At 63.9% G+C, this 16,546-nt stretch carries 14 protein-coding genes; 8 read left to right on the top strand and 6 right to left on the bottom strand.

Annotated features, from left to right (window positions below):
- Nucleotides 1-2: 2 nt before the first annotated feature.
- On the bottom strand, nucleotides 3-467 hold the full coding sequence (locus tag ACTJKT_RS29765) for a CopD family protein (protein WP_440790077.1): 465 nt from the start codon (nucleotides 465-467) through the stop codon (nucleotides 3-5).
- A gap of 99 nt (nucleotides 468-566) precedes the next feature.
- On the opposite strand from ACTJKT_RS29765, the gene dinG reads away from it, so the two are divergent.
- From dinG to pdxH, 5 genes are all read left to right on the top strand, one after another.
- Nucleotides 567-2,711: an ATP-dependent DNA helicase DinG gene (dinG, locus tag ACTJKT_RS29760; RefSeq protein WP_025806728.1), complete on the top strand. Its 2,145-nt coding sequence runs from the start codon at nucleotides 567-569 to the stop codon at nucleotides 2,709-2,711.
- A 93-nt stretch (nucleotides 2,712-2,804) separates the two neighbouring features.
- Entirely contained in the window at nucleotides 2,805-5,231 is a 2,427-nt protein-coding gene (locus ACTJKT_RS29755; RefSeq protein WP_440790074.1) for a beta-galactosidase, read from the top strand.
- Between the two features lie 208 nt (nucleotides 5,232-5,439).
- Nucleotides 5,440-6,585: a serine hydrolase domain-containing protein gene (locus ACTJKT_RS29750; protein ID WP_440790072.1), complete on the top strand. Its 1,146-nt coding sequence runs from the start codon at nucleotides 5,440-5,442 to the stop codon at nucleotides 6,583-6,585.
- Between the two features lie 140 nt (nucleotides 6,586-6,725).
- A complete protein-coding gene (locus ACTJKT_RS29745) occupies nucleotides 6,726-7,892 on the top strand; it encodes an OmpA family protein (protein ID WP_440790070.1) in 1,167 nt (388 codons plus the stop codon).
- A 31-nt stretch (nucleotides 7,893-7,923) separates the two neighbouring features.
- Entirely contained in the window at nucleotides 7,924-8,571 is a 648-nt protein-coding gene (gene pdxH, locus ACTJKT_RS29740; RefSeq protein WP_440790068.1) for a pyridoxamine 5'-phosphate oxidase, read from the top strand.
- A gap of 12 nt (nucleotides 8,572-8,583) precedes the next feature.
- Here the strand turns inward: pdxH and ACTJKT_RS29735 are convergent, their stop codons facing one another.
- Nucleotides 8,584-8,820, bottom strand: coding sequence for a hypothetical protein (locus ACTJKT_RS29735; protein ID WP_097302211.1), 237 nt, complete (start codon nucleotides 8,818-8,820; stop codon nucleotides 8,584-8,586).
- A 173-nt stretch (nucleotides 8,821-8,993) separates the two neighbouring features.
- On the opposite strand from ACTJKT_RS29735, the gene ACTJKT_RS29730 reads away from it, so the two are divergent.
- Nucleotides 8,994-9,458 (top strand): glycine zipper 2TM domain-containing protein, encoded by a 465-nt coding sequence (locus ACTJKT_RS29730; protein ID WP_007923357.1) that lies wholly within the window; start codon nucleotides 8,994-8,996, stop codon nucleotides 9,456-9,458.
- Nucleotides 9,459-9,537: 79 nt separating this feature from the next.
- Here the strand turns inward: ACTJKT_RS29730 and nhaA are convergent, their stop codons facing one another.
- Nucleotides 9,538-10,725, bottom strand: a complete 1,188-nt coding sequence (gene nhaA, locus ACTJKT_RS29725) for a Na+/H+ antiporter NhaA (protein ID WP_440790065.1) — start codon at nucleotides 10,723-10,725, stop codon at nucleotides 9,538-9,540.
- Between the two features lie 324 nt (nucleotides 10,726-11,049).
- On the opposite strand from nhaA, the gene ACTJKT_RS29720 reads away from it, so the two are divergent.
- Entirely contained in the window at nucleotides 11,050-12,144 is a 1,095-nt protein-coding gene (locus ACTJKT_RS29720; RefSeq protein WP_440790063.1) for a PLP-dependent cysteine synthase family protein, read from the top strand.
- 120 nt (nucleotides 12,145-12,264) lie between these two features.
- On the opposite strand, the gene ACTJKT_RS29715 is transcribed toward ACTJKT_RS29720, so the two are convergent.
- The 3 genes from ACTJKT_RS29715 to ACTJKT_RS29705 all read right to left on the bottom strand — a co-directional run bounded on the left by ACTJKT_RS29715 (nucleotide 12,265) and on the right by ACTJKT_RS29705 (nucleotide 15,442).
- Nucleotides 12,265-13,878, bottom strand: coding sequence for an NAD(P)/FAD-dependent oxidoreductase (locus ACTJKT_RS29715; protein ID WP_440790061.1), 1,614 nt, complete (start codon nucleotides 13,876-13,878; stop codon nucleotides 12,265-12,267).
- Nucleotides 13,879-13,988: 110 nt separating this feature from the next.
- Complete coding sequence (locus tag ACTJKT_RS29710; RefSeq protein WP_124298643.1) at nucleotides 13,989-14,672, bottom strand: COG3650 family protein; 684 nt, start codon at nucleotides 14,670-14,672, stop codon at nucleotides 13,989-13,991.
- A 170-nt stretch (nucleotides 14,673-14,842) separates the two neighbouring features.
- Nucleotides 14,843-15,442: a short chain dehydrogenase gene (locus ACTJKT_RS29705; RefSeq protein WP_440790059.1), complete on the bottom strand. Its 600-nt coding sequence runs from the start codon at nucleotides 15,440-15,442 to the stop codon at nucleotides 14,843-14,845.
- Nucleotides 15,443-15,548: 106 nt separating this feature from the next.
- On the opposite strand from ACTJKT_RS29705, the gene ACTJKT_RS29700 reads away from it, so the two are divergent.
- Nucleotides 15,549-16,457 carry a LysR family transcriptional regulator gene (locus ACTJKT_RS29700; protein ID WP_097302215.1) on the top strand — a complete coding sequence of 303 codons (909 nt, stop codon included), beginning with the start codon at nucleotides 15,549-15,551 and terminating at the stop codon, nucleotides 16,455-16,457.
- Nucleotides 16,458-16,546: the final 89 nt, after the last annotated feature.

The following is a 16,546-nucleotide window of genomic DNA, read 5'->3' as shown; positions in this document are numbered from 1 at the left end:
CCTCAGAACATCGGCCGAGCCGCCGCCACGGCCACCAGCAACAGACCAATGATCAGATTGATCCCCACCAATTTCCGAATATTGCCCAGGGTTGTGGCCCCCGTCGGCCAGTCCTCGTCCGCCACCGCCTGACGCAGCGTTGGCAGCTGCAACGACTGAATCCGAATAAACAGCGCGGTCATCACCACATACAGGCCCATCATCACCTGCACATAGCGCGGCGCGGTCTCGAAGCCGTTGAACCGCAGGTGGATCAGGCCGACGCCGCTGATCGGCAACAGCACCACCGCGACCCAGACCCAGACGAAAAACCGTGGGAACACTTCGGCCCACAGCTTCAACCGCGCCGGCCCCTCAAGGGCGGCCACCGCCGCGGGACGCAGCACCATCCAGGCGAAAAACATGCCGCCGACCCAGACCAGGGCGGCCAGGACATGCAGGGTGTAGGCAAGGGCAAAGGCTGTCATTCGGGTACTCCGTTCTGCGCGGGATGAATTAGCGGGGTATGATAGCGGCCGATCCGAACCACTGAAAATTTATCCAGCGTTTCTCGCGCCCGAAGAACCATGATCAGCAACGAACTCAAAACCACGATCCAGGGCGCCTACTCGCGTTTTCTCGAAGCCAAGAGCCTGAAACCGCGTTACGGCCAGCGCCTGATGATCGCCGAAGTGGCCAAGGTCCTGGGCGATGTCGACACCGATGACGAAGGCCGGCGTTCCGGCGACCCGGCCGTGGTGGCCGTGGAAGCCGGCACCGGTACCGGCAAGACCGTGGCCTACAGCCTGGCCGCGATCCCGACCGCCAAGGCCGCCGGCAAGCGCCTGGTGATTGCCACCGCCACCGTCGCCCTGCAGGAGCAGATCGTCTACAAGGACCTGCCCGACCTGATGCGCAACAGCGGGTTGAATTTCACCTTCTCCCTGGCCAAGGGCCGTGGCCGCTACATGTGCCTGTCCAAGCTCGACATGCTGCTGCAGGAAGGCCACGCGCAAACCGCCACCGCCCAGCTGTTCGAAGAAGAAGGCTTCAAGATCGAGGTCGACGAGGCCAGCCAGAAGCTGTTCACCAGCATGATCGAGAAGCTCGCCGGCAATAAATGGGACGGCGATCGCGACAGCTGGCCAACGGCCCTGGAAGACGCCGACTGGGCGCGCCTGACCACCGATCACAGCCAGTGCACCAACCGTCATTGCCCGAACTTCGGCCAGTGCGCCTTCTACAAGGCCCGCGAAGGCATGGGCAAGGTCGACGTGATCGTCACCAACCACGACATGGTCCTGGCCGACCTGGCCCTGGGCGGCGGCGCCGTATTGCCGGACCCGCGCGACACCCTCTATGTATTCGACGAAGGTCACCACCTGCCGGACAAGGCCATTGGCCACTTCGCCCACTACACCCGCCTGCGTTCCACCGCCGACTGGCTGGAGCAGACCGCCAAGAACCTCACCAAGCTGCTGGCCCAGCACCCGCTGCCGGGCGACCTGGGCAAGTTGATCGAACAGGTGCCGGAGCTGGCGCGGGAGATCAAGACCCAGCAGCAGTTCATGTTCACCGCCTGCGAACAGCTGGCCGACTTCAAGACCGGCGAAGACATGGAAGGCCGCGAGCGGCCGCGCCATCGTTTTGTCGGCGGGTTGATCCCCGACCATATGCGGGAAATGGGCATCGAGCTGAAGAAAGGCTTCTCGCGCCTGACCGACCTGTTCACCCGCCTGACCGACCTGCTCAAGGAAGGCATGGACGGCGAGGTCAACATCGGCATTGCCAGCAACCAGGCCGAAGAGTGGTACCCGCTGTTCGGCAGCCTGTTGTCCCGGGCCTCGGGCAACTGGGAACTGTGGACCGCCTTCACCACTGAAGACCCGGAAGACAATCCGCCGATGGCGCGCTGGCTGACCCTGGCGGAAAGCGGCTCGCTGTTCGACATCGAGGTCAACGCCAGCCCGATCCTCGCCGCGGAGATGCTCCGTCGAAACCTGTGGAACGTGGCCTATGGCGCGCTCGTGACCTCCGCCACCCTGACTGCCCTGGGCACTTTCGATCGCTTCCGCATGCGTGCCGGGCTGCCGAAAAAGGCCGTGACGGCGGTGGTGCCCAGTCCCTTCCATCACGCCGATGCCGGGGTGCTGCGGGTTCCCGACCTGCACGCCGACCCACGGGACGCGCCGGCCCACACCGCGGCGATCATCCGTGACTTGCCGGAACTGGTGGAAGGCTCACGGGGCACCCTGGTGCTGTTCTCGTCGCGCAAGCAGATGCAGGACGTGTTCGACGGTCTCGACCGCGACTGGCGCAAGCAGGTGTTCATTCAAGGCAACCTGTCGAAACAGGAAACCCTGAACAAGCACAAGGCACGGGTCGACGGCGGCGATTCCAGCGTGCTGTTCGGCCTGGCCAGCTTCGCCGAGGGCGTGGACTTGCCCGGTGCCTACTGCGAGCACGTGGTGATCGCCAAGATCCCGTTCTCGGTGCCGGACGATCCGGTGGAGGCCGCGCTGGCCGAGTGGATCGAAGCCCGGGGCGGCAACCCGTTCATGGAAATCTCGGTGCCGGACGCCTCGCTCAAGCTGGTCCAGGCCTGCGGTCGCCTGCTGCGTACCGAACAGGACCGCGGCACCATCACCCTGCTGGACCGGCGCCTGGTCACCCAGCGTTATGGCAAGGCTATCCTCAATGCGTTGCCGCCGTTCCGCCGGGAAATTTCCTGAGCGCGGCCGGCCTGTGGGCCGGTCGCGTTGTCTATTGCATGTCACTGATTGCACACAGGCCGCTCATCGGCCGTTAAGGAGCACCAGGTCCCTATGATTCGCCGTTCGTTACCCGCTGTCTTTGCTCTGTTGTTCGCTACGCCGCTGCTTGCCGCGCCCGCCGGGCAACAGACGCTGTTCAACTTTGTCCGGCCTGCCGATGTGGTGCAGGTGGCGACACAGGATGCCAGCCTGCCGCAAGCCAACGCGGAGCAGACAGCCGAGGGCGAAGTGCTGCGCCGAGTGACCTTCAATCCGGCGATTCAGCCAAGCCTGCGCCTGACCCCGCAGACCGGCGCCTGGGACTGGTCGCAGTCCGGAGTCATGAGCCTGCGGATCCAGAGCGCGATGAACTGGGCCCTGACCCTGTACGTGAAGATCCAGAGCAATGACGGCAAGACCCTGGTCAGCCGTATCGACCTGCCGGCCGGTCCGGCGCAGACCCTGCTGGTGCCGCTGGTTGCCAGTTCGCCGCTGAGCCAGGGCATGAAGGCCGGTCCGCCGATGCCGATGACCTTCGAGGGCCAGCGCGTGCTGTTGGCCAACAGCCAAGGCGAGCTGGACCGCAGCCAGGTGGTGTCGGTGACCTTGTCCATGGATCAGCCGAAAGCCGCCCAGAGCATCCTGCTCGAACGTTTTGGCGTGCAGGACGGCGAGGCGGTGGTCAAGGCGGCCTACGGTGGCCTGGTGGATGCCTATGGCCAGTCGACCCGGGCCAAGTGGCCGGAAAAGATCGCCAGCGACGAGCAGCTCAAGGCCGCCGCGACCAAGGAACAGCAGCAGCTGAAAACCTGGCTGGCCGAACGCGAGCGCGCCTCGTTGGACACCTTCGGTGGCTGGAGCAACGGGCCGGCCTTCAAGGCCAGTGGTTTCTTCCGTACCGAGAAGCGCGATGGCCGTTGGTATCTGGTGACGCCCCAGGGGCATCCGTTCTATTCCCTGGGGGTCAATGCGGTCGCGGCGGACAACAGCCAGACCTATGTCGCCGGCCGTGAGTGGATGTTCGCCACACTGCCCAATGTCGGCGAGCCGCTGGCCGGTTATTACGGCGAAGGCGACAACCGCAGTGGCAATGGTTCCGACCAGGGCCGCGCCTACAACGCCGGTCGCTGGTACGACTTCTATGGCGCCAACCTGCAGCGCACCTACGGCGTACCTTGCACCCCGGGCAGCGAAACCAAGGCCGGTGTGGCGGATGCCGCTAAGGCTGACGCCCAGCAAGCCCAGGCCGGGCAGGATAGCGAGCCGTCAGCAGCGCCAGCTTGCCCTGCCGCGGCCCTGGACCAGAAACGCTGGGCCAGCCACACCCTGGATCGCCTGCAAGCCTGGGGTTTCAACACCATCGGCAACTGGAGCGCGCCGGCGCTGGGCCTGAACGACCGCGTGCCCTACACCTTGCCGCTGTCGATCGTCGGCGACTACACGAGCATCAGCACCGGTACCGACTGGTGGGGCGGCATGCCCGACCCGTTCGATCCGCGTTTCGCCATGGCCACCGAGCGCGCCGTGGCCATTGCCGCCCGCGATCACCGCGACGATCCATGGCTGATCGGCTACTTCGCCGACAACGAACTGGCCTGGGCCGGCCCCGGCGATGACCCCAAGGCGCGTTATGCCCTGGCCTACGGCACGTTGCGCATGACCACCGACGTCCCGGCCAAGCGGGCGTTCCTCAAGCAACTGCGTGACAAGTACCGCAACCAGGAGGGCCTGTCGAAGGCCTGGGGCATCAACCTGACCGCCTGGGAACTGATGGAAGATCCGGGGTTCGAGCCGCCTTTGCCTAGCCCTGAACATCCTGAGATCGAAGCCGACTTCAAATACTTCCAGAAGGTCTTTGCCGACACTTACTTCAAGACCATTTCCGATTCGCTGAAATGGCACGCGCCGAACCACCTGCTGCTGGGTGGACGCTTCGCCATCAGCACCCCGGAGGCCGTGGCGTCCTGCGCCCAGTATTGCGATGTGCTGAGCTTCAACATGTACACCCTCAAGCCGCAGGACGGTTACGACTTTGCCCGCCTGAACACCTTGGACAAGCCGGTACTGATCACTGAGTTCAACTTCGGCTCCAGGGATCGCGGCCCGTTCTGGGGCGGCGTGACCGAGCTGGCGCGGGAGGAGGATCGTGGCCCGGCCTATGCCCAGTTCCTCAAGCAGGCGTTGAGCGAGCCGTCGATTGTCGGCGTGCACTGGTTCCAGTACCTCGATCAACCGGTCACCGGGCGCCTGCTGGATGGCGAGAATGGCCATTTCGGCCTGGTGGGCATCACCGACGTGCCGTTCCAGGGCTTTGTCGACAGCGTGCGCAAGAGCAACCTGCAGGCGCTTGAGCAGTTGGGCAAGGAAGCGGGGAAGGCCAAGGCAGAGGCCGACAAGGCCGCTGCTCATGCCGCCGACGGCGGCAAGCCGGGCCATGATGGCAAGGGCGCAGGGCAGGGCGGCGGCCATGCGGGCGGTCATTCGGGCAATGGCCACTAATCGCTGAACCAGGCCTTTAGCGTGCCGCGGGCCGGTCCGCCTCTACACTCGCTCGTAGGGGCTGGCCGGCCCGCGGTTCGTTCAATGCCCGTCTATTTCTGAATAATTCTTCCGGTGGATCGCCGCCGGGCTCGCTTCTGTTCCCAAAACCCTCAAGGGCTGGAACAATGCGCACCACTTTGTAGAGCATGGTCCGGGGGAGTTACGGGTGCAGATTCAGGGTCATTACGAGCTTAAGTTCGAAGCGGTTCGCGAAGCCTTCGCGGCACTCTTCGAGGATCCCCAGGAGCGCGGCGCGGCGTTGTGCATTCAGATCGGCGGGGAAACCGTGCTCGACCTCTGGGCCGGCACCGCCGACAAGGACGGCAGCGAGGCCTGGCACAGCGATACCATCGCCAACCTGTTTTCCTGCACCAAGACCTTTACCGCGGTCACCGCCCTGCAACTGGTGGCCGAAGGCAAGTTGCAGCTGGACGTTCCGGTCGCCCGGTACTGGCCTGAATTCGCCGCGGCCGGCAAGGAAGCGATCACCCTGCGTCAATTGCTCTGCCATCAGGCCGGGCTGCCGGCCTTGCGTGAGCTGCTGGCGCCGGAAGCGCTCTACGACTGGCAAACCATGGTCGATGCCCTCGCGGCGGAAGCTCCTTGGTGGACGCCGGGCGACGGTCACGGTTATGCGGCCATCACCTATGGCTGGCTGGTGGGTGAGCTGCTGCGTCGGGCTGACGGGCGCGGTCCCGGCGAGTCCATCGTGGCCCGGGTCGCCAGGCCGCTGGGGCTGGACTTCTACGTTGGCCTGCCCGACGAGGAGTTTTACCGGGTGGCGCATATCGCCCGGGGCAAGGGCAATGTCGGCGACGCGGCCGCGCAGCGCCTGCTGCAAGTGACCATGCGCGAACCCACGGCCATGACCACCCGGGCGTTCACCAACCCGCCGTCGATCATGACCAGTACCAACAAGCCGGAATGGCGGCGCATGCAACAGCCAGCGGCCAATGGCCATGGCAATGCCCGCAGCCTGGCCGGCTTCTACAGCGGCCTGCTCGATGGCAGCCTGCTGGAAGCGGACATGCTCGAAGAGTTGACCCGCGAACACAGCGTCGGCATGGACAAGACCCTGTTGACCCAGACCCGTTTCGGCCTGGGTTGCATGCTTGACCAGCCGCAGGTGGCCAACGCGACCTTCGGTCTCGGCCCTCGGGCCTTTGGTCATCCGGGAGCGGGTGGCTCCATCGGTTTTGCCGATCCTGAGTACGATGTGGCCTTCGGTTTTGTCACCAATACCCTGGGGCCGTACGTGCTGATGGATCCAAGAGCGCAGAAGTTGGTGAGGGTTCTGTCGGATTGTCTGTAAAAAAGTTGCCGTCAGGATTTTTTTTGCCTAAACATGAGTAAAGGCATCAGAAAGGAACCCTGTGGCTTTTATACTTTCAAAGCGTCTGTTTGTACGGTTCGTAGAGACCGTAATTTTTGATCTCATTTTGTGGATATCCCATGTCGTCGAACAAGTCTTTAGCCTTGGCTCTTTGCCTCACTGTTACCGGTTGTGCACAAACTCCACAAAATGACGCAGAAGGTGGGCACTGGTGGTCCTTCGGTTCCGATAAGGCCGCCAGCAAGGAAGCGGTGCAACCGGCAGCAAAAGCAGCTGCCAACGAGGTTTCCGCGGCCAAGTCCGCCGCCACATCCACCGCCAAGTCCGCGACCGCTCCTGCCGCGGCCAAGGTCGAAACCGCAGCCGCTTCCGCCGCTGCTCCGGCCGCCAAGGCCGAGACCACCAATTGGTGGTGGCCGTTCCCTTCCAAGGACACCAGCAAAGACGCAGTCAAAGAGCCGGTAGCCGACGCCAAGGCGGATGCCGCGAGCGCAGCGCCGAAGGTCGCCAAGACCGAGACTGGCAACTGGTGGTGGCCGTTCAATCAGCAACCCACGTCTCCGACCAAGGCAGATGTCAAAGACATCCCGATGCCGGATCCAAAAATCACCCAGGCCTGGCTGGACGACTATGAGCCGCGCCTGCGTGAGGCCGTCAAGGACAGCCGCCTGCAGCTGGAGCGTCGCGAGAACTACCTGGTGGTGATCGCTCCGGTCGACGGCTCGTTCAACCCGGACCGCCCGGCCATGTTGCTGCCAGTCACCCTGAGCCCGTTCACTCGCGTGGCCAAGGCCGTGGGTACCGACGCCAAGACTTCCGTGCTGGTACTGGGCCATGCCGACACCACCGGTGCCGCGGCGGCCAACCAGAAGCTGAGCCGTGACCGTGCGCAGTCCGTTGCCGCGATTTTCAGCCTCACCGGCCTCAAGCGCGATCGCCTGATGCTGCGCGGCATGGGTTCGGTCATGCCTCGCGCCGCCAACGACAGCGTCGAAGGTCGCGCGCTGAACCGTCGCGTGGAAATCATCGTCACCCAGCGCAACACCATGCTGGCCCTGCTGAGCAAGTACAACCAGCCGACCCCGTCCGAGGCTGAACTGGTTGCCGTGCAGGATGTGAAGCCGGTCGTTCCTGCCGCTTCCACGAAGAAAGCCGTTGCCGCGAAAAAAGCCGCTCCGGCGAAAAAAGCCCCGGCCAAGAAGCCTGTAGCGAAGAAAGAAGCCGCCAAGAAAACCACCACTGCCAAGGCTCCAGCCAAGGCAGCGACCGAACAGGCGAAGAACTGATTCATCAGGCATCGGGCAAAAGGAACCAGCAATGACCCAGGGACTGGCGGACATGCGCCGCGACTACATCCGTGACGGACTGACCGAAGCCCAGGCTCCGGTCGAGCCCTTCACGCTGTTTCACCGGTGGTTCGCGGAGGCGGTGAAAACCGAGCAGCCTCCGGTCGAGGCCAATGCCATGACCCTGGCCACCGTTGACGAAGAGGGGCGCCCCCACTGCCGCATCCTGCTGCTCAAGGGGCTGGATGCGCAGGGGTTCACCTTCTTCACCAACTACGACAGCGCCAAGGGGCAGCAACTGGCTGTACGGCCTTTTGCCGCCATGACCTTCTTCTGGCCGGCCCTGGAGCGTCAGGTGCGTATCGAGGGGCGGGTGGTCAAGGTCACCGCCGAGGAATCCGATGCCTACTTCCAGGTTCGCCCGCTGGGCAGCCGCCTGGGCGCATGGGCATCGCCGCAGAGCCAGGTGATCGCCGATCGCCAGGCGTTGGAAGCCTTGCTCAAGAACACCGAGGAACGCTTCAGCGATACCCAGCCCCATTGCCCCGAGCACTGGGGGGGGTATCGCCTGTTACCGGAGCGCATCGAGTTCTGGCAAGGACGCGCGAGCCGTTTGCACGATCGCCTGAACTATCGCCTGCAAGGTGCCGACTGGGTGCGTGAGCGCTTGGCCCCCTGAACCCGAATCAGCTCATTCGCCGGGATAACCGGCCGCGGCGGCTTCAAGCCACCGTGGCAGGTCCCGGCGTTTTACTTTCTGGCGATGGGCATTCGCCAGCTGTTGCAGCATGAAGGATTTTTTCTTCTCGTCCCCGCCGGCCAGCGACAGCGCCAGGTCCCGGTCCATCCAGCGCTTGATCCGTACATACAGCCACCAATGGAAGTACAGGCCGGCAAGGGTGGTCACGACAATGATGAAGTAATCCATGGAAAATCCTTTGGCCGGTGGCGCAACTCGGGAAATAAGCGCTACCGTGTGAAGAGTTTTTATATGCAGGCAGTCTGTACTGCTGCTGAATGGAACCAATTTTATCCGGGCGATGCCGTGACAGGCGTCAAGCCGCGGAGTTTAATGCTTATCTGTCCTTTGGAGTTGATCCTATGCGTAAGTCTGTTTTGCTGGTTGCTTCCTTTTCCACGATGGCCATGTTGCTCACCGGTTGCCAATCCAATCTGTCCGGTGACTCTTACTCCCGTGACGAGGCGCGTCGCGTACAGACCGTTCGCATGGGTACCATCGAATCCCTGCGTCCGGTGAAAATCGAAGGCACCAAGACCCCGATTGGCGGCCTCGCCGGTGCAGCGGTCGGCGGCGTTGGCGGCAGCGCCATCGGCGGCGGCAAAGGCAGCATCGTGGCAGCGGTCATCGGTGCGGTGGCTGGCGGCCTGATCGGTTCCGCTACCGAGGAAGGCCTGACCCGTACCCAGGGCGTGGAAATCACCGTGCGTGAAGACGACGGCAGCATGCGTGCCTATGTGCAACAAGTTGAACAAAACGAAGTATTCCGCGTCGGCGAGCGCGTGCGCATCATGAGCGTCAACGGCACCAGCCGTGTTGCCCACTAAGCTTTAACCGCGACAAAACAAAACCCCGGCCAGGCAACTGGTCGGGGTTTTGTGTTTTCAGCCCTGGCAACGCCGGCGGTTATGCCGGCAATTGTGGGTTCTTGCGGCTGGCCGCGGCCGTTACGGCGTAGCCGATCAGGGCGGCGAACAGCGAGCCGGTGAGGATGCCCATGCGGTCCATGCCGGCGTATTCGCTGCTGCCAGGTACAAAGGCCAGGGAGCCGACAAACAGGCTCATGGTGAAGCCGATCCCGCAGAGAATCGCCACGCCCAGCACCTGGCCCCAGTTGGCGCCGCCGGGGAGGGCGGCCAGGCCCATCTTCACTGCCAGCCAGGTCAGGCCGAACACGCCGACGGTCTTGCCCAGCAGCAGGCCGATGGCGATGCCCATGGGCACGTAGTGGGTGAAGCTTTCCACGGTGATGCCCTGCAGCGACAGGCCGGCATTGGCGAAGGCGAACAGCGGCAGGATGCCGTAGGCGACCCACGGATGCAGTGCATGCTCCAGGCTCAGCAGCGGCGAAGGCTCGGCATTGCGGGTGCGCAGCGGGATGCAGAACGCCAGGGTAACGCCGGCCAGGGTCGCGTGGACGCCACTCTTGAGCACGCAGACCCAGAGGATCAGGCCGATGATCATGTACGGCCCGAGCTTGACCACCCCCAGGCGATTCATCGCCACCAGCGCCACCAGGCAAGCCGCAGCGAGCATCAGCGACAGGGTCGACAGGGTGCCGGAGTAGAAAATCGCGATGACGATGATGGCCCCCAGGTCATCGATGATCGCCAGCGTCATCAGGAACAGCTTCAGCGACACCGGCACCCGCTTGCCCAGCAGGGCCAGCACGCCGAGGGCGAAGGCGATGTCGGTGGCCATGGGGATCGCCCAGCCGCTGAGCGCCGGCGGGTTGTCCTTGTTGAAGAACCAGTAGATCAGCGCCGGCACCACCATGCCGCCAATGGCGGCGGCGCCCGGCAGGACGATCTGCGAAGGCTTGGACAGGTGGCCGTCGAGGACCTCGCGCTTGACCTCCAGGCCGATCAGCAGGAAGAACATGGCCATCAGGCCGTCGTTGATCCACAGCAGCAGGGGCTTGGCGATTTTCAGGGCGCCGATCTGGGCGACCACGGGAGTGTCCAGCAGGCCGTTGTACAGCCAGGACAGCGGTGAGTTGTTGATAATCAGGGCAAGCACGGCAGCGGCAATCAATAACAGACCGCTGGCAGCTTCCAACTGAAAGAAACGCGTGAAAGTGCTACGCAGAGGCAAGGTCGCTCTCCATCAGAAAACTAAAAAGGTGGCACACCCTAACCCGTACTGTTAGTTGTTAAAACAAAAGTTATATTCTTTTTTGTTATATGCAGCAGAGCAGCGGCCTGCTGGAAAACCAGCCTAGCAGTTGTGTATCCAATTGATTCAAAACTGTACCTGTGAGAGACCGGGGATGTTTCCTAACATGTCCGGCCCCAGCCCGATGGGCCGGGGACTTTTGCCTGTTGCAGCGTCTGATTTTCCTTGTGCCTGGATCACCTATGCTGGGTGCACTTCATCTTTCTGCGTCCTGTGTGGCGTTCGAGCCAACGAGAAAACACCATGAGCGACAACCGTCAGTGGGCCCGCGAGGCCATCCGGATCATCGAAGCCGACTTCCAGCGCAGCGCCGACACCCACCTGATCCCCTTGCCCTTGCCGGGCCTGCCGGGCATCGAGCTGTATTTCAAGGACGAGTCCAGCCATCCCACCGGCAGCCTCAAGCATCGCCTGGCGCGTTCGTTGTTCCTCTATGCGCTGTGTAACGGCTGGCTCAAGCCCGGGGCGCCGGTGATCGAGGCGTCCAGCGGTTCGACGGCGATTTCCGAAGCCTATTTCGCGCGCCTGCTGGGCTTGCCGTTCATTGCGGTGATGCCGGCCACCACCTCCCAGGAAAAGATCGCGCAGATCGCCTTCTACGGCGGCAAGAGCCACCTGGTGCAGGACCCGACGCAGATCTACGCCGAGTCGGAGCGCCTGGCCCGCGAGAGCGGCGGGCATTTCATGGACCAGTTCACCTACGCCGAGCGTGCCACCGACTGGCGGGCGAACAACAACATCGCCGAGTCGATCTTCCAGCAGTTGCGCTTCGAGCGTTACCCGGAGCCCAAATGGCTGATCTCCAGCCCTGGCACCGGCGGCACCACTGCCACCCTGGGGCGTTATGTGCGTTATCGCCAGCATTGCACCCGGGTGCTCTGCGCCGACGCCGAACGTTCGGTGTTCTTCGATTACTACCAGAGCGGTGACGCCAGCCTGCGCCTGGAGTGTGGTTCGCGTATCGAAGGGATCGGCCGGCCACGGGTCGAGGCGTCGTTCCTGCCCAAGGTGATCGATGCGATGGTCAAGGTGCCGGATGCCCTGTCGCTGGCGGCCATGCATTACCTGGCGCAGCGCCTGGGACGGCGGGTGGGCGGTTCCAGCGGTACCAACCTGATCGGCGCGCTGATGGCGGCGCAGCAGATGAAACAGGCCGGGGAGAGTGGTTCGATCGTCGCCATCCTGTGTGACGGTGGCGAGCGTTATGCGACCACCTATTACGATCAGGACTGGCTGACTGCTCAGGGTTACCAGTTGACGGCCTTGATCGAGGCGGTGGCAGCCAGTGTGGAGCGGGGTGAGCCGTTGCCGGCCAGCGTATTGCGCGCCGGCATCTGAGACTGCAAGCCCGCCCCTGTAGGAGCGAGCTTGCTCGCGAAAAACGTCAAGACAATGCGGTGTTCCAGACACGCCGCGTTATCCTTGGCCTCCATCGCGAGCAAGCTCGCTCCTACAAGGTTATGCCTCGATCCCGAGGATGTTGCGCGCCACCGCTTCGGCGATGCGGATCCCGTCGACCCCGGCCGACAGGATGCCGCCGGCATAACCGGCGCCTTCACCGGCCGGGTACAGGCCTTTCACGTTCAGGCTCTGCATCGATTCGTCGCGGGTAATGCGCAGCGGCGACGAAGTGCGGGTCTCGATCCCGGTCAGTACCGCGTCGTGCAGGGAGTAGCCCTTGATCTGCCGCTCGAAGGCCGGCAGCGCTTCGCGGATCGCCTCGATGGCGAAGTCCGGCAGGGCCAGCGCCAGGTCGCCCAGGGCGACGCCCGGCTTGTAGGACGGCTCGACGCTGCCCAAGGCGGTGGACGGCTTGCCGGCGATAAAGTCGCCGACCAGTTGCGCCGGGGCTTCGTAGTTGCTGCCGCCGAGTACGAAGGCGTGGGATTCCAGGCGCTCCTGCAGCTCGATACCGGCCAGCGGTCCGCCCGGGTAATCCACTTCCGGGGTGATGCCGACCACGATGCCGGAGTTGGCGTTGCGCTCGTTACGCGAGTACTGGCTCATGCCGTTGGTGACCACGCGGTTCGGCTCGGAGGTCGCCGCCACCACGGTGCCGCCTGGGCACATGCAGAAGCTGTAGACCGAACGGCCATTCTTCGCGTGGTGCACCAGCTTGTAGTCGGCGGCGCCGAGTTTCGGGTGACCGGCGTACTTGCCCAGGCGCGCGCTGTCGATCAGCGACTGCGGGTGTTCGATGCGGAAACCCACAGAGAACGGCTTGGCTTCCATGTACACGCCACGGCCGTGGAGCATGCGGAAGGTGTCGCGGGCGCTGTGGCCGAGGGCCAGGATCACGTGCTTGGAGTGGATCTGTTCGCCGCTGTTGAGCTCGACGCCGACCAGTTGGCCGTCTTCGATCAGCACGTCGGTCACCCGTTGCTCGAAGCGCACTTCACCGCCCAGGGCGATGATCTGCTGGCGCATGTTCTCGACCACGCCGGTCAGGCGGAAGGTACCGATGTGCGGCTTGCTGACGTAGAGAATCTCTTCCGGCGCGCCGGCCTTGACGAACTCGTGCAGGACCTTGCGGCCGTGGTGTTTCGGGTCCTTGATCTGGCTGTACAGCTTGCCGTCGGAGAAGGTCCCCGCGCCGCCTTCGCCGAACTGCACGTTGGATTCCGGGTTGAGCACGCTTTTGCGCCACAGGCCCCAGGTGTCCTTGGTGCGCTGGCGCACTTCCTTGCCGCGCTCGAGGATGATCGGCTTGAAGCCCATCTGCGCCAGCAGCAGGCCGGCGAAAATCCCGCAGGGGCCGAAGCCGACCACGATCGGGCGTTGCTCCAGGTCGGCGGGCGCCTGGCCGACGACCTTGTAGCTGACATCCGGCGCCGGGTTGACGTTACGGTCGTCGGCGAACTTGTGCAGCAGTTTGGCCTCGTCACGCACGTTCAGATCGAGGGTGTAGATGAAGCACAGCTCGGACGACTTCTTGCGCGCATCGTAGCTGCGCTTGAACAGGGTGAAGTCGAGCAGGTCCTCGCTGGCGATGCCCAGGCGCTGCAGGATGGCAGGGCGCAGGTCTTCATCGGGATGGTCGATCGGCAGCTTGAGTTCGGTGATTCGTAACATGACAGGGTCCGGTTCGCGGGACGCACCAATGCGTCAGGGCGGTTTTACAAACCGGCGATTATAAGCCGCAAAGCCCGGACCCCGTGAGGTTAAAACGGTTGTCCGTCGCCTCAGTCGCTGCGTGAGCCGCCGAAATAGGCACAACCGCGCTGGACCTGGCCATCGACCCGCAGTTCCGCGGTCAGGTGCTGCACGCTGCCGGTCTTGCTGTCCACGCAGCGCTGCGGCGCGACCCAGAGTTCGACATGGCGGTTGTTGGCTTCGCTGCTGAGGTTGAAACGGCCGTCGCCCAGTTGCTCTTCCAGGTAGGGCAGCGCCAGCGCCGGCTGGCCGGCACGTTCGATGCGCATGCCCTTGGCGCTGACATCGACGTTCCAGTCCGGAGCCTTGCCGCTGGCCCGCAGGATCAGGCGCGGGAAGTCGGGATCGCTGCAGGCATCGTTCGAGCGTTCGACGCGATACAGCTGGCTCAGCGCCACTTCACTGTCGGCGCCGCCGGCCTTGCTCGGGGAGAAATGCCCGCGCAGGTCGGCGAACAGCGTGCCCTGCTGGTCGGCCAGGCTGGCGGCTTCCTGGAGGATGCTGGTGCCGCCGTTGTCCTTGACCACATAACGCTGCTCGCCGACGCAGGGCTTGAACAGCAGTTGGCCGTCGGCGGCGGTCAGGGTGCCCTGCATGCGGGTCTGGCCGGCCTGGGACTGCGTCCGGGGCTGGCCATCGAACACCGACAGCATCTGGCAACCGGCAAACAGGGGGAGCAGGGCAATACAAACAAGGGAACGGGCGGCACGCATCGTCGGGTCTCCAATCAAGTGCCGCCACGTTACGCAGCCCGGCCGTTCATCACAACCCCGGATCCAATCGCGTTTCTGTAGGAGCCAGGCTTGCCGGCGATGCAGGCACTGCGGTGTGACTGGCGTACCGCTATCGCGAGCAAGCTTCGCTCCTACAAAGGGCGTGTAGGTCAGCCGACGATAAAGGTCTGGCCGGTCTGCAGGCCTTCCACGCTCTTGGCGTAGGCCAGGGCCACGTCGGCGCCGGGAACCGGCTTGTAGCCACGGAAGTACGGGGCGTAGCTGTCCATGGCTTCCACCAGCACGGTCGGGCTTACCGAGTTCACCCGCAGGCCGCGTGGCAGCTCGATGGCGGCGGCGCGGACGAAGCCGTCGATGGCGCCGTTGACCAGGGCCGCCGAGGCGCCGCTGCGGATCGGGTCGCGGTTGAGGATGCCGGAGGTGAGGGTGAACGAGGCGCCGTCGTTGGCGAACTCGCGGCCGATCAGCAGCAGGTTGACCTGGCCCATCAGCTTGTCTTGCAGGCCCAGGGCGAAGTGTTGTGCACTCATCTCGCCCAGTGGCGCGAAGCTGACATTGCCCGCGGCGCAGATCAGCGCGTCGAATTTGCCGGTTTGCTCGAAGAGCGCGCGGATCGAGGCGCTGTCGCTGATATCCACCTGGAAATCACCGCTGGTGCGGCCAATGCGGATGACTTCATGACGTTGCGACAGCTCTTTGTCGACTGCTGAACCTATGGTGCCGTTGGCGCCGATCAGGAGAATTTTCATGGGGCTGTTCCTCGTATGGGTTGAACGAGGTTGCAGTCTAGTGCTGGTTTTTCCTATTGATTAGCGCACTAATAGGCAACCTTTGGTTTTCAAATGGAAACAATCCATGAGCGAGATGGATGACCTGGCGGCGTTCGCCGTGCTGATCGAAGCCGGCAGTTTCACCCTGGCCGCCCAGCAACTGGGCTGCAGCAAGGGGCAATTGTCCAAGCGCATCAGCGCCCTGGAGGCGCAGTTCTCGGTCGTACTGTTGCAACGCACCACGCGCCGCTTGAGCCTGACCGCGGCGGGCGCCGCCTTGTTGCCCCAGGCCCAGGCGCTGCTGGTCCAGGTCGAGCGGGCGCGCCAGGCCCTGGCGCGGCTCAAGGACGACATGGCCGGGCCGGTGCGGCTGACGGTGCCGGTGTCCCTGGGGGAGACTTTCTTCGACGGCCTGTTGCTGGAGTTTTCCCGGCAGTATCCCGAGGTGCAGATCGAGCTGGAGCTGAACAACAACTACCGCGACCTGACCCGGGACGGTTTCGACCTGGCGATCCGCTCGGAAGTGGCCAACGACCAGCGGCTGGTGGCCAGGCCGCTGCTGGCCTGGCACGAGATGACCTGCGCCAGCCCGGCTTATCTGGAACAGTATGGCGAGCCGCGGACCCCCAGGGACCTGGCCGAGCATCGCTGTCTGCTCAACAGCCACTACAGCGGTCGTGAGGAGTGGCTCTATCACCAGCAGCACGAACTGTTGCGGGTACGGGTGTCGGGGCCTTTCGCCAGCAATCACTACAACCTGCTGAAGAAAGCCGCGCTGGTAGGAGCGGGGATCGCCCGACTGCCGTCCTACCTGCTGCAGGCGGAACTGGCCGATGGGCGTTTGCGCGGGCTGCTGCGCGACTACCAGACCCGCAGCATGCCGATGTACCTGGTGCACCCCTATCAGGGCGGATTGCCCAAGCGCACCCAGGTCCTGGCCGATTACCTGATCGGCTGGTTCAAGCGCAGCGGCGAAGCGCTGGATCGCCTCTGACTTGATGCTGCGATGGACTTTGTAGCCGCTGCCGCAGGCTGCGCAAAGCCCGAAGGGCCTCGGCGGCCTTGAGACCTTGCGCGTCCTTC

The sequence above is a fragment of the Pseudomonas sp. 22526 genome (genome assembly GCF_052044735.1).
GTDB classification, from domain to species: Bacteria; Pseudomonadota; Gammaproteobacteria; order Pseudomonadales; family Pseudomonadaceae; genus Aquipseudomonas; species Aquipseudomonas piscium.
This window is presented reverse-complemented; position numbering and strand designations above follow the sequence as displayed.